Origin of the sequence: Pseudoalteromonas sp. NEC-BIFX-2020_015, from assembly GCF_012952265.1 — a bacterium.
Lineage (GTDB): Bacteria > Pseudomonadota > Gammaproteobacteria > Enterobacterales > Alteromonadaceae > Pseudoalteromonas > Pseudoalteromonas neustonica.
Map to the genome: position 1 here is coordinate 108,098 of NZ_JABCJL010000012.1, position 25,816 is coordinate 133,913.

A 25,816-nucleotide genomic window follows, 5' to 3' on the forward strand; every position below is an offset into this window, starting at 1 on the left:
TCCCAATAATGAAGCTAAAATTATGTTAGTAGAATGCTAAATATAGCATAAGAATTTATAGTTTAATTAAAGAATTAGCGATAAATGATAAAAGGGTTATGATTAAGTTTGGCCCTAATAAAATAAGGAGTGTATTATGCGTCATTTCTACAATGTACAAGCGTCTCAAAGTGTTCTCTTAGTAGTGGATATTCAAGAAAAACTGCGCCCCGCAATGTTGCATTATCAAACTGTGGTAGACGTTACCAGCCAATTAATACAGGCAGCACAATTGCATTCGATTCCTATCGTGTTTACACAACAATATAAACAAGGTCTAGGTGATACCGAACAACAATTAAAAGCACTCGCACCCAATGGTAACTATTTTGATAAAAGTCATTTTAGTGCGTGTTTGGAGCCTAATTTCATTCCTTTAATGAAAAAATGTAATCGCCCACAAATTATTGTAGTAGGTATGGAGGCTCATGTATGCGTATTGCAAACGTGTTTGGATTTAATCGCGCATGGTTTTGATATTTTTATACTATTAGACGGTGTGAGCTCACGAAATGATTTACATCGCGATTTGGCTGTAGAACAATTGCGCCAAGCAGGGGCTGTGATCAGTTGTGCTGAGAGTGTTATTTTTCAGTGGACAGAAGTTGCAGCAACGCCACTTTTTAAAAAGATCCTTAAAATAGTGAAGTAATTCGAAAAAACAGGATATTGTACTTTAGGTTTAACCGCTTATACTCATTAAGTATGGTTTTTTCTGTATGTCAGGTATGTTCTTTTTAGGGATTTTTATGTCTAGTGTTAATCGTTTGTTTACGTTGATTTTCTGTTTTTTATTTGTCGAATCATTAGCACTAGGCTGGTATTTTGACACGTTGCTACCTGCATTTTTAGTCGGATTACCCCTTTTACTATTTCCTCTTTGGTTACTTAAAACTCAACCAAAACACCCTTTTACAGCACATGTTGTGGCTGCCGCTATAATGATGTTTTCTTTTTTGCATATTCAACAAAGCTTTGGCTTGATTGAGATACATTTTGAAATATTTATTCTAATGGCCGTACTGATTATGTTTATGCAGTGGCGAGTATTTATTACTGCATTACTCTTTGTTGCTGTCCATCATATATCATTTTATTTTTTACAAACCCAGAATAGCGGTTTTTATGTGTTTGACCCTGATAGACTTGCATTCACAACCGTGCTAATTCATGCATCCTATGCGATTGTAGAGGCGTTTGTTGCAGGATATATTGCAAAAACACTGCAATTAGAACGTCGCGGAGGTTTGTCATTGAGCCACGCAACTGAAAAAATAATGATTGATCCTGTCCATATTCAGTTATCTATTCGTGGTGATGATATTAAAAGTGAAGCTGTGAAGGGATTTAATACACTATTAGATACAGTTTCACATGTTATTGAGCATGTGAAGATTCAATCGGTATCTTTACAAAATAACTCACAACAGTTAGTTGCTGTTCAAAATGATCTCGCTCGTGCAGCGAGTGTACGAAGCCAGCAAACAGATGATATTGCAGAGTCTGGATTGGAAGTTGCTCAAGGGTTCACCTTAGTTGAAAAAGAAAGTGAAACATTAAAAGAACAGGTTGATTCAATTACATACGCAGCAAGTAGTGTATTTAAAGATGTAGAGGAAACAGACAATAAAAGCCATGAATTGTTAGAACATTTAAATCATACGGAACAACAAATAAATCATTTAGTAGCCGCATGTGACGTAATATCTACCTTATTAAATGAAATATCGGGTATCGCAGAACAAACAAACCTTTTAGCACTTAATGCGGCAATTGAAGCTGCAAGAGCTGGCGAACAAGGGCGAGGTTTTGCAGTTGTAGCAGATGAAGTACGTTCACTTGCAAACAATAGTAAAGCGACCACAGATAAAATAGCAAAAACGTTAAATGATTTAGTCGATAATAGTCGCAGCTCAACTCAGTCAATGACTCAATGTATGGATGTTGTTGAGCAGTTGACGCAAATCAGCCGTACCATGAAAGAGAACATATTGGGAATGATAGAGCAGGTAAATACGGTTGCTACAAGCACTGATTCAGTAGCTCAAGTTGTTGCAGAACAAGTTGCTAATACGACTCGAATAGCCTCTGGTGCTGAGAACTTACGAAAGTATCAGATAGAAGATACAGAAATAATTGAGCAGCTTGCTACCAAAGTGAAAATGATTGATGAGAGCATCGATATTTTAGAGCAAAGTATTGCAAAATTTAAGTAAATTAGATAAAAGGCTTGCCATAGCCATTACTATCTGGCTGTTATGCGTAATATTGATGTTAGGCTACTTTCAATTATCGGGGTTACAAGAGTTTGATCCTAAGCGTAAGCTGCAACGGTCAGGTTGGTTAATTGAATTTAAAAACCTAACTGAAAGTGACGATTTATCAAAGGCCACGCTGGCGCTTTTTGTTGATCCTCAATGTGGGTGTACTAAACGTTCTAAAACACATATCCAGCAACTAAAGAACCTTGCTAGTAGTGATCTGGATGTTGTTGTACATTCATATAACTCAACAATAAAAGATGTGATCCCTAATACGCCTGCTGCGGTGCTAATTGATGCATATGGCGCATTAGTTTATGCAGGACCACTCTCAGAAGGGCTCGCATGCTCTGCATCTGATAGCTTTGTTGAGTTAGTGATATCAAACTTACTCGCAGGTTTTAATAGTGAATTAGTTATTTCAGATGCAAAGGGCTGTTACTGTATTAGTTAACGTGTAATCAAAATTACAGAAGAGTTAGCGTTAATGCACACTAGTCACTGTAGATAGGGCCTTTGCGTATAAATATTTGCGTAGAACCATAATTTTTTGTGTTGAACTTTATAAGTCTTATCCTCTAATAGTCTTTGAAGATCGCTGTTACTCATTACAATCGCTATTTGCGGTAATTATAAATCACAACTTAATCGTTATTGATATTTTTAGTAGGCTCGCTCTTGTCGTTAAAGTGAAGAAGTTAGCTATTAGCATGTTGTTAGCGCCCTTGTAGCAGTCACATCAGAATTAGTAGAACATTATAAATTTCCTATCATTAATGGAGACTAAATATCGTCTGCTTTTAAAAATCAACACCTTGCAAAAGAAGCAATAAATAGTAAAAAAATTGTACAAATAAATATTGATAACTATTTTCGTTTAGATTAATATGTATTTACTAAATGTTATTGAGAGTGGTTTGTATTCATGTATATCTGTTTATGTCATGGTGTGACAGATAAAAAAATTGAACAAGCAATTGACGAAGGCGCGACTACGATGCGAGAGCTAAGTAAAGAGCTGAACGTTGGCAGCCAATGTGGAAAATGCTGTGGTTGTACAAAAAAAATTCTCAATCGCAAATTGATTCAAATAGCTGATATCACCGACCAAGTTGCTTAATATTGTTTCGATTAAAGTACATATAAAAAAAGCAGCCAAGGCTGCTTTTTTTAGTGTCAGATAATGTTACATCTGCGACTGTAAGTAGTTTTCAATGCCTGCGCTCTTAATCAGCAGCTGTTGTGTTTCTAACCAGTCAATTTGCTCTTCTTGTTCAGTTAAAATATTATCTAGCGCTTCGCGGCTAATATAATCTTTTTTACTTTCAGCAAGTTTAATCGCTTCTTTTAAATCAACAAGTGAATCAAGTTCAAAACTCATATTGGCTGCAATCATTTCTTCGCTATTTTCACCAATACGTAAACGACCTAAATCCTGTAGATTTGGTAAGCCTTCTAAAAATAAGATACGCTCAATTAAACGGTCTGCATTTTTCATTTTTTGAATTGAAGTTTTGTAGTCTGCTTTGTCCAGCACACTAAAACCAAAATCTTTAAACATACGTGCATGTAAAAAATACTGATTTATTGCCACAAGCTCATTGGCTAGTATCTTATTTAATGCAATAAGAACGTCTTTATCACCTTTCATATTTTAGCTCCTATTCGCCCATTTGTGATTGGTGATAGTTTTGGCTACCAATTTTATCAATCAAACCAAGTTGTTGTTCAAGCCAGTAAACGTGATCTTCTTCAGTATCAAACAATAGCTTTTCAAGTATTTCACGTGATTGGTAATCTTTTTCTTCTTCACATGTTGCAATAACATCTTTAACACAGGCAACTACTTCGAGTTCAAGTGTTAGATCATTTTGCATCATAGATTTTACATCATGACCAATAATAAGATCACGACGTTTAGTCATATTTGGTACACCCTCTAGGAACAAAATACGTTTGATTAGCCAATCAGCGTGGTCTTTCTCTTCTTCCATTTCGTGATTCAGGCGTACATAAAGTTTATCTAGGCCCCAATCATCATACATACGAGAGTGGATAAAATACTGATCGATTGCAGCAAGTTCATTTGCTAACAACCTATTGAAGCTGTCGATAACTTTTTGATTACCTTTCATAATGGCGTACCTTTAAATCATAATTGTGACAAGTTTAGTCTATATCGACATAAATGCAAGTATTTTCCTTTTAAATCATATGGTTAATATTGAGTTTGATTCTCGTTTAAATTTGCGTTAATGGTTGGTTTATGAACAGTTTTGTATTTGCATTTCTCTTTTAAGTGAGGCCAACAGTGACACGCTAAAAGATGGCCATTAAAAAAGTCGCTATAAACCCAATCCATAATGTGCCATTTGCTCGCCACTTAAAAACAATGAAGGCTTGATAGAGCATGGCGATAAAAAATGTAAGTTCTAGTAATAATTGAACAGGAAAAACTAAAATGACATAAAGTTTAGCGTAGCTCGATGCGCTTGATGAGCTTATTTGATCATTTAGCATTGAAGTTATTGCGTATTCAAAGCCCAAAAAACAGAGGTGGTTTATTATTAAAATAGACAATACAAACTTCATCGTGCAGTCCTTTTACACTTGTTGATTAATAAGTGTAAAAGCGATTATCGGAAAAATAAAGTTTGCGGGGTATTTAGTCCATCAAAAGTGCTTAGTGTACCTTTTGTGCCAAAAAGTAAAGATCGTTGATAGTAAAAAATACAGGCGTTAATGCCATTAACGACCACAGTGTTCGTATACCCAAGCCACCAATGTTAAATTTATACTTAAAGTTACATACCCCTGCGTTGTTAGCTTGCTCTTTATAGCAATCATAGCTTGTAAGTATTTTGCCTGTATCGCCCAGCTAAAGTAAAAATAATTAATGAGTTTTTGTATATTAAGCCTATTCATGACACGTATAAGCTTGCGTCTTGTAGTATTTAATGCCTTAATATATTAACAATAAAAGTTGAGTTAAAACCGAAGGTTGGGATAGGGAAAGCAATGAAAAAAAGTGTGTTAGATAGTAAAGTGCAGTCAATCCGAAGTAAGTTGATTGTTACTTTTATTATAATCTCTTTAGCACCTTTATGTTTGCTTTCGTGGTTCAGCTTTATACACGTTACTAATTCTCTGGATAAAAGTGCTCGCATAGAGCTCAGAGAGCTAAGTAGTATTGGTAAACAATTTGCAGATATTTGGTTTGCAGATCATATAAAAGATTTATATTTATTAAACGAACAATTACGTCACAGCCCACTTCATAAACAATTATTAGTTAACGAATTTGTAGGGCGCTATGATTTTGTAAATCAAATTCATATACTCGCAAACCCTATTAATACCCCAATCCCTGTCACAGATGGTTTATTTTCTCATTTGCATCAAGATCAACTCATTCCTATGTTGGCTCAAATTGAACAAGGTAAACCGAGTGTGTTTGTGTCTGTGTTAGGTGAAAAAGCCCATAATCACTTTATTGCTTTGCCAATGGGTGAAGGGGATCAACGTTTAAAATCGATTGTTCTTGTTGACGTTAACTTCCAAGGCCTACTTAAAAACTTAGCGCATATACATGATATAAACGAAAAGCTTACATTTTATATTATTAAAAATGATGAATTGGTTCAAAACACTGATACTGATGGCGGGCTGAGCTTTACTGAAAATTTGACTGATGAGCAACCATTAGACGAGGTGTTTAGTTATACCAAAACGGATGGTGCAAAATATTACGCCATTTTAAGTGATTTAGACTTTTTAAACGCCACAGGTTGGCAACTCGTGGTAGAAAAACCCGCTGCAGTGATGCTTGAAGGTGCTACTGAATATAAAAAGCTTGCAGTATGGTTAAATGGTTTTGCATTACTGGTTATTTTGATGCTTTCATGGTGGTTTGGTCGACGCCTATCAAACCCATTAATAGTACTGGCGAATGCAACAACGCAAGTTACGCAGGGACTTAGAGAAAATATTCCGATCCTCAATGACTCTAGTGAATTAAACCAATTATCCATTGATTTAGAGCAACTGATAACGGTAAAGGCGCAGCATCAAACACGATTACAAGAGCAAAGTTCTGCATTACAGCTTGCCTTAAAAGAATTAGCGGAACAAAAAAGTGCATTAGATGAGCATGCGATTGTGGCCGTGACAGATATAAAAGGGACTATTTCTTTTGTTAATAAAAAGTTTTGCGAAATAAGTGGCTATGAAGAAGCTGAATTACTGGGCCAAAATCATCGAATATTGAATTCAGGAACTCACTCAAGAAGTTTCTTTGAAAATATGTACAACACGTTGGAAAAGGGTAATGTTTGGCATGCGCAGATCTGTAACCGTAATAAAAGTGGCGCGTTATATTGGTTAGATACAACAATAGCGCCATTTTTAAATGAACAAGGCAAACCGCAAAGTTATATCGCTATTCGTACTGATATCACAAGCTTAAAACTTCAAGAAATGGAGTTAGAGCAGCATAAAACACAACTAGAGTTAGTCCTTGATAGTACCGCAGTGGGTGTATGGGATTGGTACATTGATACAAGTAAGGTTTACTTTAACAATCGTTGGGCTGAAATAATTGGTTATGATTTAAAAGAGCTTGAACCAACGACGATTAATACTTGGCTAGATAATGTTCACCCAGATGATGCTATCGTATCAGAGAAAAAACTAACTGAGCACTTTTGTGGTCAATCTGACAACTATGTTGCCGAATCACGTATGAAGCACAAAAATGGTCAATGGGTTTGGATTTTAGATACAGGCCGTGTTGTTGAATGGAATAGCGACGGCACACCAAAACGTATGATTGGCACTCACTTAGATATTACGGCGCACAAGGAAACTGAATATCAACTTCAGCAAAGTCGCGATAGATTTGCGTCTTTGGTGGGCAATATTCCAGGCATTGTTTATCGATGTAAACATGATAAGCAATGGACAATGCTATATATGAGCGACCAGACTAAAGCGATTACCGGCTATGAGCCTTTTGATATTGTAGATAACTACCAATTAAGTTTTGCACAAATAGTGCACCTTGACGATGTTCAACACATTGAAACAGTAATAAATGAACAGGTTGCACTCAAACTGCCTTGGTCTGTGGAATATAGGCTGATTGCACTCGATGGTAATGTTCATTGGGTACATGAAAAAGGTCAAGGAGTATATGATTCACAAGGGAATGTACTTTATCTAGACGGTTTTATTTTAGATATAACTGAGCGCTACAATACTCAATTGCAATTATATCGTCAGCAAAGTTTACTCGAAACAATGAGTAAGCAAGGGCAAATTGGTGCATGGGAAGTCGACTTAGAAGCGAATACGATTTATTGGTCTGAAGAAGTCAAAGCTATTCACGAAGTAAGTGATGATTTTGAGCCAGTCATAACCCAGGCACTAGACTTTTATAAGGAAGGCGAACACCGAGACAAAATTAGTGAACTGTTCGAAAATGCGGTTATTCGTGGCAATAGTTGGGATGTTGAACTGATCATCATTACACAAACAGGTAAAGAACGTTGGGTTAAATCGATAGGGCAAGTTGAATTAAAAGATGAACGCTGTGTTCGTGTTTATGGTTCTTTTCAAAATATAGATACCTACAAACGATTAGAGTTAGAAAGTGAAAAAACCAACCAATATAATACTAATTTAGCAAGTATAACGGTTTCTCCTGACGTATTAGCGGGTGATTTTAGCGCGGTTAAAGATTTAGTCGCACAATCTATGTGTGATGTACTTAACGTGCAGCGTGCATCTGTATGGATATTAGAGCGCGGCACCAATAAAATGCATTGCGTGAGTTTATATGTAGATGGCTCTGGTTTTGCGCAAGATACTTTGTGTTTAGATATCACAGCGTACCCTGATTATTTTAAAGCGATATTTGAAAATGGCTTAGTCGCAATAGATAACGTGGACACTCACCACGCATCATTAGATTTTGTAAAAGATTATTCAAGGCCGTTGAATATCAAATCGATGTTGGATGCAGTGATCTCAACAGGTGAAGGGATTTTAGGTGTCTTGTGTGCTGAGAGTGTTGGAGAACAGCATAATTGGAGCCAAAATGAAGAAACTTATTTGCGTTCTTTAGCTACATTGGTTGGCAGTGTTTTGATGTCGCAAAGTCGTAAGAAAACAGCGGAAGAATTAAAAGTTGCACTTGCCAAAGCAAATGATGCTGCACTTGCTAAAAGTCAGTTTTTAGCAACTATGAGTCATGAAATACGTACGCCAATGAATGGTGTACTGGGTATGTTAGAGCTAATAGAACTTGAACCATTAACCAAACCTGTTGAAACTAAAGTGGGGATTGCTAAAAATAGTGCGCATTCACTTTTATCCGTGATCAATGATATTTTAGATTTTTCAAAAGTCGAAGCAGGTAAAATTGATTTAGAATCAATTAATTTCAATGCCAGAGACTTGATTGGTGAGGTAGCTGAATCGCAGGCGCTAAAGGCGCAAGAAAAACAAATAGAGATTATTCTCGATTTAGTCGCTTTAGTGCCATCTCAGTTCAAAGGTGACCCTGGGCGAATACGCCAAGTGTTGACAAACTTACTTAGCAATGCAGTAAAATTCACTTCTCAAGGGGAAGTTGTTATCACTGCAGCTGTGAAAAACATTGATCAACAGTACCAATTGAGCATCAAGGTCAAAGACTCGGGTATTGGTATACCGCTTGCCAAGCAGCAAAGTTTGTTTAGCCCATTTTCACAAGTGGATGCCTCGACTACGCGTGAATATGGCGGCTCAGGTTTAGGTTTAGCCATATGCAAACAGTTATGTGAGTTGATGGGCGGGGCTGTTACCTTGTACAGTGAAGTTGGCAATGGCTGTGAATTTACGGCGACAGTCATGCTAGAGTTAGGCACCGAACAAGAACGCAGTATTCCAACAATAGATATGCATAAATTACGTGTTCTGGTTGTGGATGATAATGAAACAAATCGGTTGGTAATTAGTCAACAATTGGCCCACTGGGGGGCATCGGTTGCCTTAGCTTGCGATGCTGAACAGGCTGTGGCTATGTGCCAAACGTGTATTGATAATAAAGATCCCTTGTATGATATCGCAGTACTGGATATGCAAATGCCTAAAATGGATGGGATCCAATTGTGCCGATTGTTAAAAGCAAACGAGCATTTTAAAGCCATGCCTTTAGTTATGATGACGAGTATTGCAGGATTAGAAGGCGCGCAGCGCTATAGTGATGCTGGTTTCCAAGCGTATTTTCCAAAGCCAATCACCACGGCCGATTTAATTGCTGCAATGGCAGTGATCACTGATAAAGATAAAGCACTTGATTTACCAATGATAACCTCGGGTTATATTTCTTCATTGCGCAACACTAAACAGGATCCAACACATCATTTATTGTTAGTTGAAGATAATTTGATCAATCAAAAAGTGTCTCAGCTTATGTTGAGTAAATTAAATTATCAGGTAACGTTGGCTGAAAATGGTCAAGAAGCGGTTGATATTTTGGCACAAAAGCCCGCACACTTTTTTGATTTGGTGCTTATGGATTGTCAAATGCCGATTATGGATGGCTTTGATGCAACACGTTCAATACGTCAAGGTAATGCAGGTACAAAGCATCAAGAAATCACTATTATTGCATTAACTGCTAATGCAATGGATGAAGATAAAGAGTTGTGCTTAGCGTCAGGTATGGATGATTATCTTACCAAGCCGATTCAGTTACAAACCCTCAAAGAAAAGCTTGAACAATATCATTGAGCTTTTTATTCCAACAGATACTCACATACAAAGGTGACCTCAGTACATGACTAATTCTACATCGATAATATTACGCGATGCGTTACCAAGCGACGCTGCGACTATTTTGCATTTTATTACCGAACTGGCAATTTATGAGAAAGAGCCTGATGCAGTTAAAACAGATGAACAAGCTATTTTAAAAACATTATTCAGTGATGGCGCAACAGCCCATAGCGTTATTTGTTTAGATGGCGATGAACCGATTGGCTTTGCTGTTTACTTTTATAATTATTCCACGTGGCTTGGCAAAAATGGCCTTTATTTAGAAGATTTGTATGTCAGCCCCGATAGCCGCGGTAAAGGAGCGGGTAAACTCATTATGCAACATCTTGCACGCCAAGCCATAGCAAAAGAGTGTGGCCGCTTTGAATGGGTGGTTCTTGATTGGAATAAGCCGGCAATTGATTTTTATAATAGCATGGGCGCTGAGCCTCAAAATGAGTGGATAATTTATCGTTTAACTGGTCAAGCATTAATAGATTTCGCAGAAAATAAATAGCAATATAAATAAAAATCATTTGTATTAAGTTGTGATGGTGTGTAGATTATGCACATCATTTAATTTTGCGCAGGTGATTTTTATGGCACATCCCCAGCTTAGTAATAAAGCCGAACTTCCACAGGTAGATCAAGCACTCAGCCCTTGGCAATCTAATATAATGGCGGGTAATTATGCGTTTGAACGTGGTGCCTTGTTGGAAGCGCGCGATAAATACACCACCGCACATACTTTAGCATCTCACTTATTAAGCCAGTTTAGTCAAGCACAAACGTGCCAGTCAGTCATTGCAGCCATAGAGCATTGTTGCCCTGCGCTGGTTGTGGCGGCACATAATTTAGCTGACACTTATCGAGCGATGAGCCAATCAGATCAAGCTTGCCAGTGGTTATGTGATGTTCATATAACACTGAGCCATTTAATTGAGCACCCTTGTAATACCATACGCACCGTGGTTGCTCATCATCATCACAAAACGTATACAGAGCTTGTGCAATTTGCAAAAAGCCACAGCCACTGCCCGCAACTAATTGAAAAAATTAACCACACTTTAAGTTATACCCCGGATCATACTGCCACAGTACATTGATCACGTTACGCAAGCCCAAAGGAGCAATTATGGCGTTTATATTACCCGCGTTACCTTACGAATATGATGCATTAGAGCCGCACTTAGATGCAAAAACTATGGAGATTCACCACACATTACACCATCAAACTTATATTAATAAAGCCAATGCTGCATTAGAAAATACTGAGTATGCTAATACGGATGTGCATGAGCTATTACGTAATATTGATACAATAGCAAGCCCATTAAATAAGGTTGTGCAAGAGCATGGTGGCGGTCACGCAAACCACTCGTTATTTTGGACTGTTATGAGTCCAAATGGTGGGGGAGAGCCCACAGGTACTTTATTTGATGCTATCACTGAGCAGCTTGCAGGCTTTGACAGCTTTAAAGAGGCGTTTACCGCTGCGGCAGTCAGTCGTTTTGGCAGTGGTTGGGCATGGTTAAGTGTGACTGCAGATAAAACGTTAATCGTGGAAAGCAGCTTAAACCAAGACAGCCCTTTAATGCATGGTAATACACCTATTCTTGGTTTAGACGTATGGGAACATGCATACTACTTGAAATACCAAAATCGTCGCCCAGAATACATCGCCGCTTTTTATAATGTGATTAATTGGAATGAAGTGGAACGACGTTATCTAGACGCTATTTCATAACATTTTATTGAGTGCCGAAAATGGCTAGTAATGTATGGTTTTTCACGTAATCTAATTGATAGATAAAGTTAGTTATGAGAGCTCCATGGATAATAGCCATTGGCAACGTGCCCGTCAAAGTCGCGATCATCGCTTTGACGGCGTATTTTTTATTGCGGTAAAAAGTACCGGTATTTATTGCAGACCAATTTGTCCCGCCCCCACGGCCAAAGAACACAATGTTCAGTACTATCAATATGCGCATAGTGCTGCACAAGCAGGGTTTAGGCCTTGCATACGATGTCGCCCTGACAGTGCCCCAGGTAGTGGCGCATGGCAAGGAACCAAAACCAGCGCATTACGTGCAAAATACTTAATTGATCAAAACTTAATCCAGCCACAAAACTGTGAACAACTCGCTGCGCGGTTAGGTGTTAGCAGCCGCTATTTACGTCGCTTATTTATGCAGTATTTTGGTATTTCAGTCACCCAGTATCGACTATTTAATCAATGCCATTTTGCTAAAAAATTACTGCAAGAAACACATTTACCCGTATCGCAAATTGCGTTTGCATCGGGCTTTAGCAGTATCCGCCGTTTTAATGATGCCTTTTTACAGCAGCTGCATATTTGCCCCAGTAAAATGCGCGCTACTAATAAACCAAGTAACCCCACATTGACGATCAAATTGCCTTTTAGGCCACCTTATAATTGGGCTGCATTACATCAGTTTTTAGCGCGCAGGCTCATATCACCTATGGAATGGTTAAGTGATAAGAGTTATGGACGAAGTTTTAATACGCATGGTTGTAAAGGGCAATTTACGGCTGAGTTTATTGAACAAAAACATCATTTTTTAGTATCAATAGATATTGATGAACCACGTTATTTACACCCCATTTTAACTCAGATACGCCGTATACTTGATTTAGATGCGGATACTACATTAATTGAAGATAACCTTGAGACACATACTCACGGCGCAATTAAATTAACAACAGGGTTACGATTACCGGGTATTTGGTCAACATTTGAGGCGGGCATTCGGGCTGTGCTAGGTCAGCAGGTGAGTGTAACGGCTGCACACAACTTAGTGGCGCAATTAGTTCAAGCATTAGGTGAAAAAGAGCAAGACCGTATTTATTTTCCTCACCCGCAAGCGGTTGCAAACAGTGAGTTAGATTTTTTTAAAATGCCGCAGGCTCGTAAAAACGCATTACGTGCGCTAGCCCAATTTTGTGCTGATAATCCTGATTGCGAACAGTTGGATGAATGGTTAGGGTTAAAAGGTATAGGCCCCTGGACGGTCAATTACGCAAAACTTAGGGGGCAAAGCCAGCCTGATATTTTACTTGCCGGTGACTTAGGAGTAAAAAAAGCGCAAGCAGCAGCAAAGCCCTTTAATGATGAACTGTGTGCACCATTTCGTTCATATTTAACATTTCAACTATGGCAGCAATTATTATGAGTATTGTACAAATTAAGATCGCCAGCCCACTCGATGACATTATAATTCAAGCGACTGAGCAAGGAGTGAGTTATGTTGGCTTTTACCCGGCAAAAGAATACCCAGAACAGATATTGAAAGATGTAAATAATATTCATATACATCAGTGCATAAGTCAGCTTGATGAATACTTTAATGATACGCGGCGCACTTTCACTATTAACTTAGATACCAAAGGCACTGATTTTCAAAAAAGTGTATGGCAGGCATTGTTAAATGTGCCATTTGGGCAAGTACAAAGTTACAGCGATATAGCTCGCGCTATTGGTAACCCAAAGGCGGTACGAGCTGTGGGTGCTGCAAATGGTAAAAACCCTATTAGTATAATAGTGCCGTGTCATCGAATTATTGGTGCCAGTGGAAAGTTAACTGGCTACGCTGGTGGGCTTGAGCGTAAACAATGGTTACTTAAACACGAAGGTTACCCAAGTCAGGGGTGATGTTATGGGTTATTTGATGTAGCATTAGCGCACTTTTTATTGGTAGGCATTTTTATGGCTCAGCTGTATTTTTATTATTCTGCGATGAATGCAGGCAAATCCACCACATTATTACAATCAGCATTTAATTACCGCGAGCGAGGTATGGAGCCCGTAATATTAACGGCTGCCATAGATAATCGCGCGGGTGTGGGTAAGGTGTCATCACGTATAGGGCTTGAGGCTAAGGCGCATATTTTTGATGCAAATAAAGATGTATTTGACTTAATAAAGTCATTAAACAGCGAAAAAAAGCGCCATTGTATACTTGTCGATGAATGCCAATTCTTATCAAAAGAACAAGTTATGCAATTGACCGATGTAGTGGATTACTTGGGCATTCCTGTGTTGTGTTATGGGCTGCGTAATGATTTTAGAGGCGAGTTATTTAGCGGCTCTCAATATTTACTCGCATGGGCTGATAAACTGATTGAATTGAAAACGGTATGCCATTGCGGCCGTAAAGCTAATCATGTATTGAGAACAGACGAAGATGGCAATGCAATTGCCGATGGCAACCAGGTAGAAATAGGCGGCAACGACCGATATGTATCAGTGTGCCGCAAACATTATAAAGCGGCGTTAAACATGCAGCGCAGCAGTTAATTTAGCTATAAATAGTTCAATATCAGCGCGAGTAACACCTAAATGAGTCACTAATCGTAAGGTTTTATTCGGGCTGAATAAAATACCTTGCTCTTTTAGCTGCTGTGCTAGGGAGTGAATATCGAGATTATCGCCAACATGGGCATACACCATATTAGTGGTATCTTTTGCAAGATCGACGTGAAACCCTTCAACTTCATTGAGCAGCTGCGCTAAATAGCGTGCATTGGCGTGATCATCGGCTAGGCGACTAACATTGTGTTCAAGCGCAAAGTGCCCCGCAGCAGCGAGCATTCCTGCTTGGCGCATACCGCCGCCAAGTACTTTACGCCAGCGTTTTGCTTTATTGATAAGCGCAGCAGAGCCAAGTAATAATGAACCAACCGGCGCGCCTAACCCTTTTGATAAACAAATAGACACTGAATCAAAATGACGGGTTATCTCAGTGATATCTACTTGCAATGCAACTGCTGCGTTATAAACCCGCGCACCGTCTAAGTGCAGCGCTAATTTATTCGCATGGGTAAACTCACGTGCTTTAGCTAAGTAGCTAATTGGCAGCACTTTACCACCTATGGTGTTTTCTAAACTAAGCAGCCGAGTATTTGCAAAATGAAAGTCATCAGGTTTAATAGCAGCGCGAAGTTTGTCAAAGCACAGACTGCCATCATTTTCGTTCTCAATTGGCTGTGGTTGAATAGAGCCTAGGATTGCTGCTCCACCGCCTTCAAATTTATAGTTGTGTGCATTTTGCCCGCAAATATATTCATCACCTCGTTCACAATGGGCCATTAACGCCAGTAAATTAGCTTGCGTGCCAGAGCTGCAAAATAGCGCGCTGGCGAAACCGTGGCGCTTTGCAGCAAATGCTTCAAGTGCATTAACACTGGGATCATCACCATACACATCATCGCCTAAAGGTGCTGTGTGCATCACCTCACGCATAGCTTTGCATGGTTGGGTTACAGTATCAGAACGAAAATCGATCATGGTGTCTCCATGGGTGTAAATTCTTGGCAAATTTCTTTGCGAGTTGCTTCGTCAAAATAGCTCCAAGCAATAAATCGACTGACTTTTTGACCTTGAGCCATTTCAATTATTTTAACATCTGCAACTGGGTGCTTAGCGAGTTCATTTTGCAGTGTTACCAAAGTTTCTTTTTTAGACACTAATGATGTAAACCACAGGCACTGCTCTGCAAATAAAGCACTTTCTGTGATCATGGTCGTAATAAATTGTGCTTCACCGCCTTCACACCATAGTTCGTTATTTTGGCCACCAAAATTTAAATTAGTTGTCGGGGTTTTGCCCAAATTACGCCATTTACGATCACTGCCTTGTTTCGCTTCTTGTTCGCTGGCATGAAATGGTGGGTTACATAGTGTTAAATGAAATAAATCTTTGGCGTTGATAATACCCTGAAAAATATGCTCAGGCTGTTTTTGAACTTTCACAGTGATTTTACGATTATTAAACTGCACTATTTGTTTGGCTAATTTTACAGCCGCAGGATCAATATCGCTGCCTGTCATGCTCCAGTTATACTCGTGGCTTGCAAGTAATGGGTAGATAATATTTGCGCCGGTACCAATATCAAGGGCTTTTACTTGCCGACCTTGTGGGATCGCGCCTTGGTTGTCGGCGGCTAATAAATCAGCTAAGTAATGGATATAATCAGCGCGTCCAGGGACTGGTGGGCATAAGTTATGCTCAGGGAAGTCCCAAAAGTCGACCTTGTAATATGCTTTTAGTAGCGCTTGGTTAAGGGTTTTGACTGCTTTATTATCACTAAAATCAATACTCTTTTCGCCATACTGAGTGAGTGAAACAAAGACATTTAATGCAGGTTCAACCGTTATAAGGTGATCAAAGTCGTAACCTTGGTTATGGCGGTTTCGTGGGTGTAGTTTGGCTTTTTTAGGCACTGATTTCATGATTGATAGCTAGCAGAGTAAACAGGGTGATTAGTTTAACAGATATTTATTTTAAGGTGTAAATATACCCAAGCCGCCCCAGTATACAAAATTCATCATTTCATCGGGGACTTAATATCAAGGCCTTACTTTACAATCAATGGCTTGTCTAACTTGTTTTTAATTCCAATGGCGTTCGCATCTTGAGGTCATTTGGTATACATGCTTATATTAGTGTGTATTTACTGGTAGGATGAGTTGGGCTTTAAAAATAATAATAGGTAATTTGATGACAATTAAACAAGAGTCGGTTTTTATTAAATTAGCCGACCAACAAACGTTGCATTTACGACGTATATATAACCCAAATAGCCAAGGCCCTGCAGTGTTATTTGTGCATGGTGCAGTTGAAAATGGCAAAATTTTTTATACACATAGTAATAAAGGATTGGCTCCATTTTTAGCTGAGCAAGGGTATGTTTGTTATGTGGCTGACTTACGTGGTCGAGGCGAAAGTAAACCGGGTATTTCAAAGCATGCGCATTATGGTCAAACAGAGGCGATTACCGAGGATATACCTGCTTTCATAGATAAAATAGCTGAACTAGAAGGCAAGCCACCTGCATATTGGGTTGCTCATTCGTGGGGAGGCGTATTGATGAACAGCGTATTTGCTCGTTTTCCGCACTATATTGAGGATGTTAAAGCGTGTGCGTATTTTGGTACTAAACGCTCATTGTATAATCATCATCCTAAAAAGTATTTTCAAGGAAATGTTATTTGGTACTTTTTAGCGCCAATTTTAGCTAGCAAGCATGGTTACTTACCGGCTAAAAAACTTAAATGGGGCAGTGATGATGAGACTAAAAAGTCACACTATCAAAGTATGCAATGGGCAAAGAAAAAACCGTGGATTGACTCTGATGATGGCTTTGATTACGGCGCGGCTGTGAGTGAGATTCACTTGCCACCGACACTGCATATTGCAGGTGTTAAAGATAAGGCGCTTGCTCAACCCATTGACATTCAAAAGTTCATTGATGAGTCAGGTAAAGGCGTGCAAGACTTACGTATTTATGGGCGTAAGCACGGCCATCAATTTGATTATGATCACATTAATATGCTGACTCATCCTAACGCAAAAGCGGATCAATTTACCGATTTAGTTAATTGGTTTGCTGCGTATTAAGCAATTGACGCAACGGGGCTTCAAAACGTTTCCAACGTTCAACGGCCTTGTTATTTAAGGGCTGGCGTATTGCGTGTTTGCTTAGTGTAGAAACCGGTTTTTTAGATTTATAAAAATCCAGACATTGGGGCTCAAAATTACAGCCTAAAAATCCAAACAATTGACTGAGCTGTTCTTTTGGGTTGCTAACTAATTGCTCGTACTCAAGTGTAAAAATCGCATTGGGTAGAGCATTGTGCCAATGTGTCATAAGTGTTTGGTAAAGATCATAGTAAGTTTTAAACTCAGGTACTGAGCAAAAATAAGGTTCATTTTCTGCAAAGTAGTTACTAAATACAGACCAAGCTGTGGCGTTAAAATCACGTTTTAAATCAATAAATTTGGCATTGGGGAATAAGCGCTTAATGAGTCCTAATGATTGATAATTAGCTGGTAGTTTATTGATCATAAAAGCGCGGATTGGCTTTGCTTGTTTAAGCCTATTTGTATAAATAGTGCGGCCTTGTTCAATTAATGTGGGCGTTAAGGCTGTTAAACATTGAGGGTAGGGAAGTTTCGTTTGTTGCTCAATAAACGCTACGACATGATTACTGATACAGGTATCTTCGCCAATACTGGCAAACTCACTATGACTTGCTAATATTTGCTCAAGTAAGGTTGAGCCGGATCTCGGCATGCCAATTATAAATACCGGTGTAATAGTACCTTTAAATCCATGTTCTATATTCGTAAACAAGGGAGCTGGATTATGTGCAATAATTTGCTGATAAAATGCGGTTAATTCATCGGTATTAAAATCACTTAGCTGGCGTTGTAGCTTATTTGCAAGGGTATAGTAATTGGTTGCCTGTTCAATATCATCTAGTTGATCGTAGCTTTTTGCTAATGCATAATAGCAGATCATTTTCAAGTGTAGGTTATTTGTTTGCGTTAAAAGATGATGCAAATTACTGGTGTAATTATGTTGCTTATCAAATCGTCCTAATTGCACTAATTCAAGTAAAATATACGCTGTAACTGGGTAGAGCCCAAGGCTGAGCGCTTGCGCAAAAGTGGTGTGTGCTTTATCAAGCTCCCCATGGGTTAAGTAATGCTGGGCAAGATAATAATGCGGCTCTGGGTTATGGCTTGCTAATGCTTTTGCGTATTCAAGTACTTTAAGTGCATCATTGGGGGAGTTTACGCCGTTAAATGCATCCGCTAAGGCATGCAATGGCTCAAGCATGTTTGGCAATCGTTCACAGGATCTTTGTAGTAAATATACTGCGGCATCAAAACGTTCTAACCTAAGTGCAATACGGCCAAGGCCAAACAAAGCTTCACCATTTTGGGGATCTGTATCGAGTAAGGTTTTAAAGTGAAATTCAGCTTCTTTTAAACGGTTGTCGGCAAGTAATTGGTTGGCTTTTTTTAGCAGCATACATTATAGCTATTTGTTTTTTAGTTACTATAAAACGAAAAAGGCGAAATGTCTTGAGCATTTCGCCTGCGTCTTTTAACTTTGTTTAAAAAGTATAAGTTGCTTTAACGTAGTAAAAACCACCATTAATACCAAATGGCGATGTTTCGTAGTACTTACCACCCCAGTTATTGTTAGGAGCGGCAGTAAAATCCAGCTCTTCAGCATCTTGATCTAATAAGTTTTGTGCACCGACTGACAAACTAATTGAATCATTTACAAAGTAGGTTACTTCGGCGTCAAGTGTTACAGCAGCATCCGCTGTTTTTGCCGTTGCATCGTAATCAACATGAACACCTTGGTATTCACCAAAGTAATTTAGGCGGGTAAACGCTGAGAAACTTTCCCACTGTTGTGCCCAGCTTAGCGTTGCACGATGATTTGGCAAGTCGTTTTCTAGTCGGCTTACTTTAAATGCGCCTGTAATATCACTAGAGCGTGTTACTTCCGTCTCATTCCAGTTGTAGGCTAAGCTAAAGGTTGAACTACCATTAAGTAAATCTGCAGAGTAGTTTGCTACTAAATCAATACCTTGTGTTGTAGTGTCAAAGTCATTAGTGAAGAAGCTTACTTGGGCAAGGCTTTGTACATTAGGAACACCTGCTGCATCTAATACATCTTTATCTGCTTGACTAAGTTCTATTTTTTCAGACTGGCTAATACGATCATCCACTTTGATGTTGTAATAATCTACTGTAAAGAACAAATCACCCATAGTGTAAACAGCACCAAATGTATAACTATTTGACTCTTCTGGTTGTAACTCGGTTCCGCCTTTAAGTATTGCAATAGGGTTTGTTGGTGGTAATAAAGCTGAATCAACCAATACGCCGCTGCTTAAATTTGTTTGTACATTACTGACATTTGCTTGGCCAACAGTCGGAGCGCGAAAACCTGAGCTAATTGACCCTCGTATATTAAGGTCTTCAGTTACGTGGTATTGAGCAGTTAGCTTATAGTTAGTTGTTGAGCCAAAAGAGTCATAATCTTCATAACGAAGTGCTAAGCCCATTAAAAAATCTTCAGTAAAGGGGGCTTCTACGTCAACATAAGCGGCGTAGTTACGACGAGTGTATTCGCCAGCATCCGAAGGTTTAAAGCCCGGAAAGCCGTTTGAGCCAATACCAAAGCCTTGATCAGTATAAGGGCCTGCTGTAAATGATGCTACATCGCCAGAGGTAACAGTAAAGGTTTCTTCATGCCACTCTAAACCGCCAGCTACATTCAGGTCATACGCTAAACCAAAATCAAAACCTTTAGAAAGGTCAAAGTTAAAGTTTTTCTCAAGTTGCGTGTATTTACCCGGGCTAAAATCTCTTGGGCTATCTAAGCCTAAGGATGCGTTTAATGTATCGTAAATGAAGTAGCGAGACTCATTAAAGCCAACGGTACCACTTAAGTCATAAAATGCACCTTCAAGATAACCACCGGTAAATTCGCCTTTAGTACCGATAGTTAACGATGTATCAGTAATGTTACCGCCAAAGTTAGGCGTAAACCCACCAGGAATAGTTTCATTAAATGCAAAACAGTTTGCTGCAGTAAGAGAGTCGATTGCTGCTTGATCGGGTGCACCATTTGCTTGAAGTTCAACAAGTGGACAGGCTAACTGTTGATCATAACCATCAAGTGAGCCAACTAAAACCGTTGGCGTTGCAGCATCCCACGCTTTTTGGCCTTCAGGATTATCATCGCCAGGGCGGCGCATATTAGTACCATTGACATCGCGAATAGTACCGCCATAAACGCCAGGTCGGGTAGTAGGGTTACGATAATAAAAGCCACCTCGAACATCACGTTCTGAGTAGTTACCAAACATATAGAATTCAGAGTCATTTGTAAGCTCTAAGCCTACATTACCAAATATTGAAATATCATCGTTAACTTCAGGAGCTCCCCAAACTTGAGTTAAAGGCGCAATACCTTGAACCCCAGCGGCCGCAAGTGCTGCAGCGTCTGGACGCTGCACTGAGCGGCTAGTCGCATCCGATGTTTTATATTGAAAGCTTAAGTTTGCAAAACCGTTATCAGTAAATGGTAAGCCAATGTTACCAGAGACTTGTGTTGTATCGCCGTCACCTTCGTAATACTGGCCTTTGCGAACTTCTAGGCTACCACCTTCAGAGGCGTCTTTGAGTACAAAGTTCATTACACCTGCAATCGCGTCAGAACCATATTGAGCCGCAGCACCGTCACGCAGTACTTCAACTTGTTTTAGTGCAATGCTAGGGATAACTGAAATATCAGCACCTTGTGCGCCATCATTAATACCGCCGCCTAAAAAAGCAATAACCGATGCACGGTGGCGACGTTTGCCGTTAAGTAAAATTAATGTGCTATCAGAAGGCAGGCCACGTAAATTAGCAGGACGAACAAGTGATGCAGCATCACTGATAGGCATTGAATGAACGTTTAAAGAAGGGATGGCACCTTTTAGCAGCTCGAGCATATCGGTATTACCTGATTTGCCAAGTTCTTCGCCACCGATAATATCGATAGGTACTGGTGAATCACCAATTGAGCGCGGTGCAGAACGAGTTCCTACCACGGCGATTTTTTCTACATTTTTGTTAACTTTGGTTTTCTCACTCTGATCAGCTTCGGCAGCCATCACAGAACCAGACATAAATAAGCCTGCTGTTGTTGTCGCTAGTGCGAACTTTACTGCGTGCTGCAGCGCATTACTTTTAAATTTCATTCTGACTTTCCCCGGTTAGAATTAGATTGTTTAGTTATATTTATTTCGCAAAAATCCATAATGATGAAATTTCGACGCTAATAAGTTATACATACGGTTAATGATTTTTGCAAATCGTTAATATAATGTAATTTTTTTTGGTTTCGTATAGAGGAAAATTGAAAGTAAACTTACCTAACTGAAAATAAATGCTTTTTTTTGAAAAGGAAAGATGAAGTGGTTGAAAATCAAGCTGTTTATGAGGTCAAATGTTAAAAAATAAATTGTATATGTTGTTTTTATGACATCATATTGAATTGATTTAGTAGGAGATTTTAGTCTGGCTAGCTAAAATTCTGTTGCCACTGTTTTAATTTATCCCTGTATTCATCCCATACACATGGACAGCAACTCCCCCCACCACAACATTCATCAGGTGCTGGCTTTTGTGGCTTTGGTTGTTCATTTTGTGGCTTGGGCGCTGCTTTAGTTTGTTGCATTATATTCACTAGTTGATATTGGAGATTTAAAAAGAAACTATTATAGCGTATGAGCCCATTTTTAATAGCAAACACTTCTTTTTTCAAATATATATACCCAAGCCACCTCAAGATGCGAGCGTCGTTGGAATTAAAAGCGATTTAGGCAAGGCATTGATTGCAAGTAATGGTGGTTCTATTGTTAAAATCAATAACGCAGTATAAATCGCTTTTAAACCAACCCGTTGGGCGTTTCACAGGCGCTTACTCCCTACGTTGTTACTTCTTAAAAGGGACGACCATTATTGCAAAGTAACGCCTTGATATTAAGCCCCTGTGGAACGCTGAATTCTGTATCTTGAGGTGGCTTGGGTATAACCCATTCATTAAATTGTGCTTTGTTAAGTGCTTAGGCTATGTGAGAATAGAGTTTATGCGAATATATAAAGTTATTCACCGAGCTCCTGTGCGGGTGGCAAAAATTAGTAAAAAGCGCCAACAGTTGCGTTTTAGGCGCGCTATGGTGGCTTTAAAACTTGCTTTGGCACAAGAGAAGCAAGAAACGAAAGAGATGCTTACAATTTACCGGCGTTACACCCAAGGAGATGTAAGTAAAGAGGATTTACAAAAAGCAAATGCACAATTTGTTGATATTCTTAAAGGGTTAGGGCTTGGTGTGTTTGCTGTTTTACCCTTTGCGCCTATTACTATTCCTTTGGTTGTTAAATTAGGACAATGGGTGGGTGTTGATGTTTTACCGAGTTCTTTTAATGTTAATAAACCGATTAAAGAGATAGATAAACAGATTGCCTTAGAAGATGCTGAGGCTAAAAAGCATGAGACAAATGTAAAAAAATAATGCCAGCGAGTTAAATGGATAGTTATCAAGCTATACCTTTTAGGATTAGATATTGGTATGCTTGTTCATTATATTATTTTAAATGAGTCATTTAATGAGCGCATTAATTCGTCATAGTTCCTCTGGTATACCCTTATCTTTCATTGTTAAAAATGGCTTAGCTGAATGGCAAGAACAACAGCCGATTTTTTTACAAAATTGGTTAAACAGTTGTGATTTTGAGAAACAAGGCCTCGCTTTAGTTGTTAATCCACAAAGTGGCGCATTAAGCCATGTTTATTGTTTAGTACATAGTATTGATGATTTCTGGTTAGCTGGAGATCTTGCAAATAAGCTACCTGCTGGCTCTTACCAAATACAAGAATGTGAGCAACAACTAGAACAGATTGCACTTGGTTTTATGTTAGGCGGCTATGAGTTTAGCGAATATAAAGAAAAAAGCGCAGTAAAAGCACAATTAGCAATTGCAGATGAAGTGCTATTTGAACGCTTAAAGCAACAAGCTAATGCTATTTATTTGGTTCGTGATTTAGTGAATACACCCGCCGCAGACATGATGCCGCAGCATTTATCGCAAGTAATGGCGGATTTGGCACAAACCTACGAAGGTGAGTTTAGCGAGTGGGTTGGCGATGAGTTACTAGAGCAAAACTACCCAACAATTCATATGGTTGGACGTGCAAGCGAGAATAAGCCACGATTACTTGACCTACACTGGGGTAAAAAAGATGCTCCTTTGATCACGTTAGTAGGTAAAGGTGTATGTTTTGACTCGGGTGGGCTTGATTTAAAACCAAGCTCAGGTATGCGCAACATGAAAAAAGACATGGGCGGCGCAGCGCATGTTATAGGATTAGCTCAGCTTATTATGGCTGCCAATTTACCGGTGCGATTACGTGTGTTAGTGCCCGCTGTTGAAAACGCAGTGTCACGCAATGCATTTCGCCCAGGAGATGTGATTAAAACGCGTAAAGGGATAATGGTCGAAATTGATAATACAGATGCCGAAGGGCGCTTAGTATTATGTGATGCACTTACTGAAGCCCAAAATGATGATCCAGAGTTGATTGTTGATTTTGCTACGCTAACGGGTGCTTGCCGTGTTGCTTTAGGGACCGAGTTACCGGGTTTTTTCTCAACTGAGCGTGATGTTGCTAACGATATAATTGATGCAGGTATGCATGTGAGTGATCCTGTATGGCAATTACCCTTATTTGAGCAGTATAAAAGTTTGTTAAAAAGTGACGTGGCTGATATGGCTAACTGTGCCAGTGTTCCATTTGGTGGTGCAATAACCGCAGCTCTTTATTTAAAAGAATTTGTAGAGCCGAAAACGCCATGGGTACATTTTGATGTTATGGCGTGGAATATTCGCTCATTACCGGGGCGCCCAGTTGGCGGTGAAGCTTTAGGTATTCGTGCGGTATTTAACTACTTACAAAACCGTTTTAAGTAATTAAAGTAATTAAAGTAATTAAAGTAATTAATGAGCTTTACGATGCTGCTTAGGTATTTATCGTAAAGCTCATTAATGCTGTTTAGGTAACTATTTAGCGATACTTTTTATCGCTACTTTTTATTGATATAGTTACCGACAGCGTGGTTATTTACGATCGGTACCTTCGCATGCTGCTACAGCGGGTGCAATTAGCTCTAACCCTGTTTTATCACATGGCGGTAATACGGCATCACTGATGGCAATCGGTTCTACACGCTTACCCCATTTAATATAACTTGCAGCCCACGTTAAACCTGCTCCAAATGCAGCAGACATTATATTGGCATGTGGTTTTATTAAACCTTGCTCTACAGCTTCACATAATGCGATTGCAATGGTTGCCGCTGATGTATTACCGTATTCACCAATATTTACCATTACTTTTTCGTCAGCAACTTTTAAGCGCTGTTGAATAGCCTGAATAATACGTAAATTAGCCTGATGCGGAACAAGTACATCAATTTCATCAAGGCTTAAATCTGCTTGTGTTAACACATCATCGCACGCTTCGCTCATCCCTTTAACTGCACGTTTGAAAATCTCACGGCCTTCAAAGAGTAAGTCTGACGGGCCAATAGGCTGGTATTTATTTAAGTCGCTGCCACAGTTTCTAATGTGTAAAATATCACGATCTTCACTATCACAACCCGCTTTAGTAGCAAGTAGTCCAGCGGGTGACTCTGCAGCCTCAAGAACAACTGCTCCTGCGCCGTCACCAAATAATACTGCACTGTCACGACGTTCCCAGTTTATATACCAAGTCATCCGCTCAGCGGCAATAACCACTGCTTTTTTAATCATGCCTGCTTGTATTTGTGCTGTTGCTGCTTGTAGTGCATATAAAAAACCTGAGCATGCAGCATTTGTATCCATAGCTGCTGCACCTACGGCACCAATATTTTTTTGCACAAGCGATGCCGTATTAGCCACCATTGTAGAGGGGGTGCAGGTTGCGAGTATGACTAGGTCAATATCTTTAGCATCAACGCCAGCACAGGCAAGCGCATGTTTAGCTGCAACTGTTGCCAGTTCAGCAGTAGTAACATGGCTTACTCTGCGGGCTTTTATCCCAGTGCGCGAGGTGATCCATTCATCATTAGTATCAACAATTTGGCTAATATCATCATTAGTGATACGAGCCGGTGGAATGCATTTACCCCAACCAGTTATATGTGCGTAAGTCATTATGTGTTCTCTTTAAATGGTCAGAAATCTTTCATCTATGGTGTGTTTTATACCAAAAACCCAGCTACAAGACTAGGTCATAGGTCTGTTACATCGTAAATAATGGTAATTACACGTTAATTACGGTAATGGTAGTTGA

At 39.2% G+C, this 25,816-nt stretch carries 23 protein-coding genes; 14 read left to right on the forward strand and 9 right to left on the reverse strand.

The features are described from left to right. Positions 1-136: 136 nt before the first annotated feature. From HH219_RS10960 to HH219_RS10975, 4 genes are all read left to right on the forward strand, one after another. Entirely contained in the window at positions 137-691 is a 555-nt protein-coding gene (locus HH219_RS10960; protein WP_169327461.1) for an isochorismatase family protein, read from the forward strand. Between the two features lie 97 nt (positions 692-788). After that, on the forward strand, positions 789-2,255 hold the full coding sequence (locus HH219_RS10965) for a methyl-accepting chemotaxis protein (protein WP_169327462.1): 1,467 nt from the start codon (positions 789-791) through the stop codon (positions 2,253-2,255). Next, complete coding sequence (locus HH219_RS10970) at positions 2,239-2,754, forward strand: DUF6436 domain-containing protein (protein WP_169327463.1); 516 nt, start codon at positions 2,239-2,241, stop codon at positions 2,752-2,754. Before HH219_RS10965 ends, HH219_RS10970 begins: the two co-directional genes overlap by 17 nt. A gap of 471 nt (positions 2,755-3,225) precedes the next feature. Then, complete coding sequence (locus tag HH219_RS10975; RefSeq protein ID WP_054205004.1) at positions 3,226-3,420, forward strand: (2Fe-2S)-binding protein; 195 nt, start codon at positions 3,226-3,228, stop codon at positions 3,418-3,420. Positions 3,421-3,486: 66 nt separating this feature from the next. Here HH219_RS10975 and bfr (HH219_RS10980) read toward each other — a convergent pair whose 3' ends face one another. From bfr (HH219_RS10980) to HH219_RS10990, 3 genes are all read right to left on the reverse strand, one after another. After that, on the reverse strand, positions 3,487-3,951 hold the full coding sequence (gene bfr, locus HH219_RS10980; RefSeq protein ID WP_054205003.1) for a bacterioferritin: 465 nt from the start codon (positions 3,949-3,951) through the stop codon (positions 3,487-3,489). A gap of 10 nt (positions 3,952-3,961) precedes the next feature. Beyond that, positions 3,962-4,435 (reverse strand): bacterioferritin, encoded by a 474-nt coding sequence (bfr, locus tag HH219_RS10985; protein ID WP_054205002.1) that lies wholly within the window; start codon positions 4,433-4,435, stop codon positions 3,962-3,964. Between the two features lie 184 nt (positions 4,436-4,619). Beyond that, positions 4,620-4,892 carry a hypothetical protein gene (locus tag HH219_RS10990; RefSeq protein WP_169327464.1) on the reverse strand — a complete coding sequence of 91 codons (273 nt, stop codon included), beginning with the start codon at positions 4,890-4,892 and terminating at the stop codon, positions 4,620-4,622. Positions 4,893-5,318: 426 nt separating this feature from the next. On the opposite strand from HH219_RS10990, the gene HH219_RS10995 reads away from it, so the two are divergent. The 7 genes from HH219_RS10995 (at position 5,319) to HH219_RS11025 (ending at position 14,418) form a co-directional block, all read left to right on the forward strand. Continuing rightward, entirely contained in the window at positions 5,319-10,076 is a 4,758-nt protein-coding gene (locus HH219_RS10995) for a PAS domain-containing protein (RefSeq protein ID WP_169327465.1), read from the forward strand. A 46-nt stretch (positions 10,077-10,122) separates the two neighbouring features. Next, positions 10,123-10,617: a GNAT family N-acetyltransferase gene (locus HH219_RS11000; protein ID WP_054204999.1), complete on the forward strand. Its 495-nt coding sequence runs from the start codon at positions 10,123-10,125 to the stop codon at positions 10,615-10,617. Between the two features lie 82 nt (positions 10,618-10,699). Then, positions 10,700-11,206: a hypothetical protein gene (locus HH219_RS11005; protein WP_054454013.1), complete on the forward strand. Its 507-nt coding sequence runs from the start codon at positions 10,700-10,702 to the stop codon at positions 11,204-11,206. Between the two features lie 29 nt (positions 11,207-11,235). Next, positions 11,236-11,847, forward strand: coding sequence for a superoxide dismutase (locus HH219_RS11010; RefSeq protein ID WP_054454015.1), 612 nt, complete (start codon positions 11,236-11,238; stop codon positions 11,845-11,847). Between the two features lie 85 nt (positions 11,848-11,932). Then, positions 11,933-13,294, forward strand: a complete 1,362-nt coding sequence (locus tag HH219_RS11015) for an AlkA N-terminal domain-containing protein (protein WP_169327466.1) — start codon at positions 11,933-11,935, stop codon at positions 13,292-13,294. After that, positions 13,291-13,773: a methylated-DNA--[protein]-cysteine S-methyltransferase gene (locus tag HH219_RS11020; RefSeq protein ID WP_054454112.1), complete on the forward strand. Its 483-nt coding sequence runs from the start codon at positions 13,291-13,293 to the stop codon at positions 13,771-13,773. Before HH219_RS11015 ends, HH219_RS11020 begins: the two co-directional genes overlap by 4 nt. 54 nt (positions 13,774-13,827) lie before the next feature. Next, positions 13,828-14,418: a thymidine kinase gene (locus tag HH219_RS11025; protein ID WP_169327467.1), complete on the forward strand. Its 591-nt coding sequence runs from the start codon at positions 13,828-13,830 to the stop codon at positions 14,416-14,418. Here HH219_RS11025 and ltaE read toward each other — a convergent pair. Both ltaE and rlmF read right to left on the reverse strand, forming a co-directional pair. Further along, positions 14,395-15,408 carry a low-specificity L-threonine aldolase gene (gene ltaE / locus HH219_RS11030; RefSeq protein WP_169327468.1) on the reverse strand — a complete coding sequence of 338 codons (1,014 nt, stop codon included), beginning with the start codon at positions 15,406-15,408 and terminating at the stop codon, positions 14,395-14,397. The two genes, HH219_RS11025 and ltaE, sit on opposite strands and share 24 nt — an antisense overlap. Then, positions 15,405-16,352, reverse strand: coding sequence for a 23S rRNA (adenine(1618)-N(6))-methyltransferase RlmF (gene rlmF / locus HH219_RS11035; RefSeq protein ID WP_054454021.1), 948 nt, complete (start codon positions 16,350-16,352; stop codon positions 15,405-15,407). Before rlmF ends, ltaE begins: the two co-directional genes overlap by 4 nt. 268 nt (positions 16,353-16,620) lie before the next feature. Here rlmF and HH219_RS11040 point away from each other — a divergent pair, with 268 nt between their 5' ends. Next, positions 16,621-17,520, forward strand: a complete 900-nt coding sequence (locus tag HH219_RS11040) for an alpha/beta fold hydrolase (RefSeq protein ID WP_169327469.1) — start codon at positions 16,621-16,623, stop codon at positions 17,518-17,520. Here the strand turns inward: HH219_RS11040 and HH219_RS11045 are convergent. The 3 genes from HH219_RS11045 to HH219_RS11055 form a co-directional block, all read right to left on the reverse strand. After that, positions 17,498-18,940, reverse strand: coding sequence for a sulfotransferase (locus tag HH219_RS11045; RefSeq protein ID WP_169327470.1), 1,443 nt, complete (start codon positions 18,938-18,940; stop codon positions 17,498-17,500). The two genes, HH219_RS11040 and HH219_RS11045, sit on opposite strands and share 23 nt — an antisense overlap. Positions 18,941-19,025: 85 nt before the next feature. Continuing rightward, positions 19,026-21,677: a TonB-dependent receptor gene (locus HH219_RS11050; RefSeq protein ID WP_169327471.1), complete on the reverse strand. Its 2,652-nt coding sequence runs from the start codon at positions 21,675-21,677 to the stop codon at positions 19,026-19,028. Between the two features lie 323 nt (positions 21,678-22,000). Next, positions 22,001-22,156: an oxidoreductase-like domain-containing protein gene (locus tag HH219_RS11055; RefSeq protein ID WP_169327472.1), complete on the reverse strand. Its 156-nt coding sequence runs from the start codon at positions 22,154-22,156 to the stop codon at positions 22,001-22,003. A 412-nt stretch (positions 22,157-22,568) separates the two neighbouring features. Here HH219_RS11055 and HH219_RS11060 point away from each other — a divergent pair, with 412 nt between their 5' ends. Then, positions 22,569-22,994, forward strand: coding sequence for a hypothetical protein (locus HH219_RS11060; RefSeq protein WP_169327473.1), 426 nt, complete (start codon positions 22,569-22,571; stop codon positions 22,992-22,994). A 94-nt stretch (positions 22,995-23,088) separates the two neighbouring features. Continuing rightward, positions 23,089-24,450, forward strand: coding sequence for a leucyl aminopeptidase family protein (locus tag HH219_RS11065; RefSeq protein WP_169327474.1), 1,362 nt, complete (start codon positions 23,089-23,091; stop codon positions 24,448-24,450). Positions 24,451-24,597: 147 nt separating this feature from the next. Here HH219_RS11065 and HH219_RS11070 read toward each other — a convergent pair whose 3' ends face one another. Further along, positions 24,598-25,677 carry a ketoacyl-ACP synthase III gene (locus HH219_RS11070; protein WP_054204987.1) on the reverse strand — a complete coding sequence of 360 codons (1,080 nt, stop codon included), beginning with the start codon at positions 25,675-25,677 and terminating at the stop codon, positions 24,598-24,600. Between the last annotated feature and the right edge of the window lie 139 nt (positions 25,678-25,816).

Excerpts from the sequence above, each read along its gene's own strand:
- HH219_RS11060 (WP_169327473.1), top strand. The coding sequence starts at position 22,569 with ATGCGAATATATAAAGTTATTCACCGAGCTCCTGTGCGGGTGGCAAAA.
- bfr (WP_054205003.1), bottom strand. The coding sequence starts at position 3,951 with ATGAAAGGTGATAAAGACGTTCTTATTGCATTAAATAAGATACTAGCC.
- HH219_RS11005 (WP_054454013.1), top strand. The coding sequence starts at position 10,700 with ATGGCACATCCCCAGCTTAGTAATAAAGCCGAACTTCCACAGGTAGAT.
- ltaE (WP_169327468.1), bottom strand. The coding sequence starts at position 15,408 with ATGATCGATTTTCGTTCTGATACTGTAACCCAACCATGCAAAGCTATG.
- HH219_RS11065 (WP_169327474.1), top strand. The coding sequence starts at position 23,089 with ATGAGCGCATTAATTCGTCATAGTTCCTCTGGTATACCCTTATCTTTC.
- HH219_RS11015 (WP_169327466.1), top strand. The coding sequence starts at position 11,933 with ATGGATAATAGCCATTGGCAACGTGCCCGTCAAAGTCGCGATCATCGC.
- HH219_RS10965 (WP_169327462.1), top strand. The coding sequence starts at position 789 with ATGTCTAGTGTTAATCGTTTGTTTACGTTGATTTTCTGTTTTTTATTT.
- HH219_RS10995 (WP_169327465.1), top strand. The coding sequence starts at position 5,319 with ATGAAAAAAAGTGTGTTAGATAGTAAAGTGCAGTCAATCCGAAGTAAG.
- HH219_RS11020 (WP_054454112.1), top strand. The coding sequence starts at position 13,291 with ATGAGTATTGTACAAATTAAGATCGCCAGCCCACTCGATGACATTATA.
- HH219_RS10960 (WP_169327461.1), top strand. The coding sequence starts at position 137 with ATGCGTCATTTCTACAATGTACAAGCGTCTCAAAGTGTTCTCTTAGTA.
- rlmF (WP_054454021.1), bottom strand. The coding sequence starts at position 16,352 with ATGAAATCAGTGCCTAAAAAAGCCAAACTACACCCACGAAACCGCCAT.
- HH219_RS10990 (WP_169327464.1), bottom strand. The coding sequence starts at position 4,892 with ATGAAGTTTGTATTGTCTATTTTAATAATAAACCACCTCTGTTTTTTG.
- HH219_RS11025 (WP_169327467.1), top strand. The coding sequence starts at position 13,828 with ATGGCTCAGCTGTATTTTTATTATTCTGCGATGAATGCAGGCAAATCC.
- HH219_RS11055 (WP_169327472.1), bottom strand. The coding sequence starts at position 22,156 with ATGCAACAAACTAAAGCAGCGCCCAAGCCACAAAATGAACAACCAAAG.
- HH219_RS11045 (WP_169327470.1), bottom strand. The coding sequence starts at position 18,940 with ATGCTGCTAAAAAAAGCCAACCAATTACTTGCCGACAACCGTTTAAAA.
- HH219_RS11010 (WP_054454015.1), top strand. The coding sequence starts at position 11,236 with ATGGCGTTTATATTACCCGCGTTACCTTACGAATATGATGCATTAGAG.
- HH219_RS11070 (WP_054204987.1), bottom strand. The coding sequence starts at position 25,677 with ATGACTTACGCACATATAACTGGTTGGGGTAAATGCATTCCACCGGCT.
- HH219_RS11040 (WP_169327469.1), top strand. The coding sequence starts at position 16,621 with ATGACAATTAAACAAGAGTCGGTTTTTATTAAATTAGCCGACCAACAA.
- bfr (WP_054205002.1), bottom strand. The coding sequence starts at position 4,435 with ATGAAAGGTAATCAAAAAGTTATCGACAGCTTCAATAGGTTGTTAGCA.
- HH219_RS11000 (WP_054204999.1), top strand. The coding sequence starts at position 10,123 with ATGACTAATTCTACATCGATAATATTACGCGATGCGTTACCAAGCGAC.
- HH219_RS10975 (WP_054205004.1), top strand. The coding sequence starts at position 3,226 with ATGTATATCTGTTTATGTCATGGTGTGACAGATAAAAAAATTGAACAA.
- HH219_RS11050 (WP_169327471.1), bottom strand. The coding sequence starts at position 21,677 with ATGAAATTTAAAAGTAATGCGCTGCAGCACGCAGTAAAGTTCGCACTA.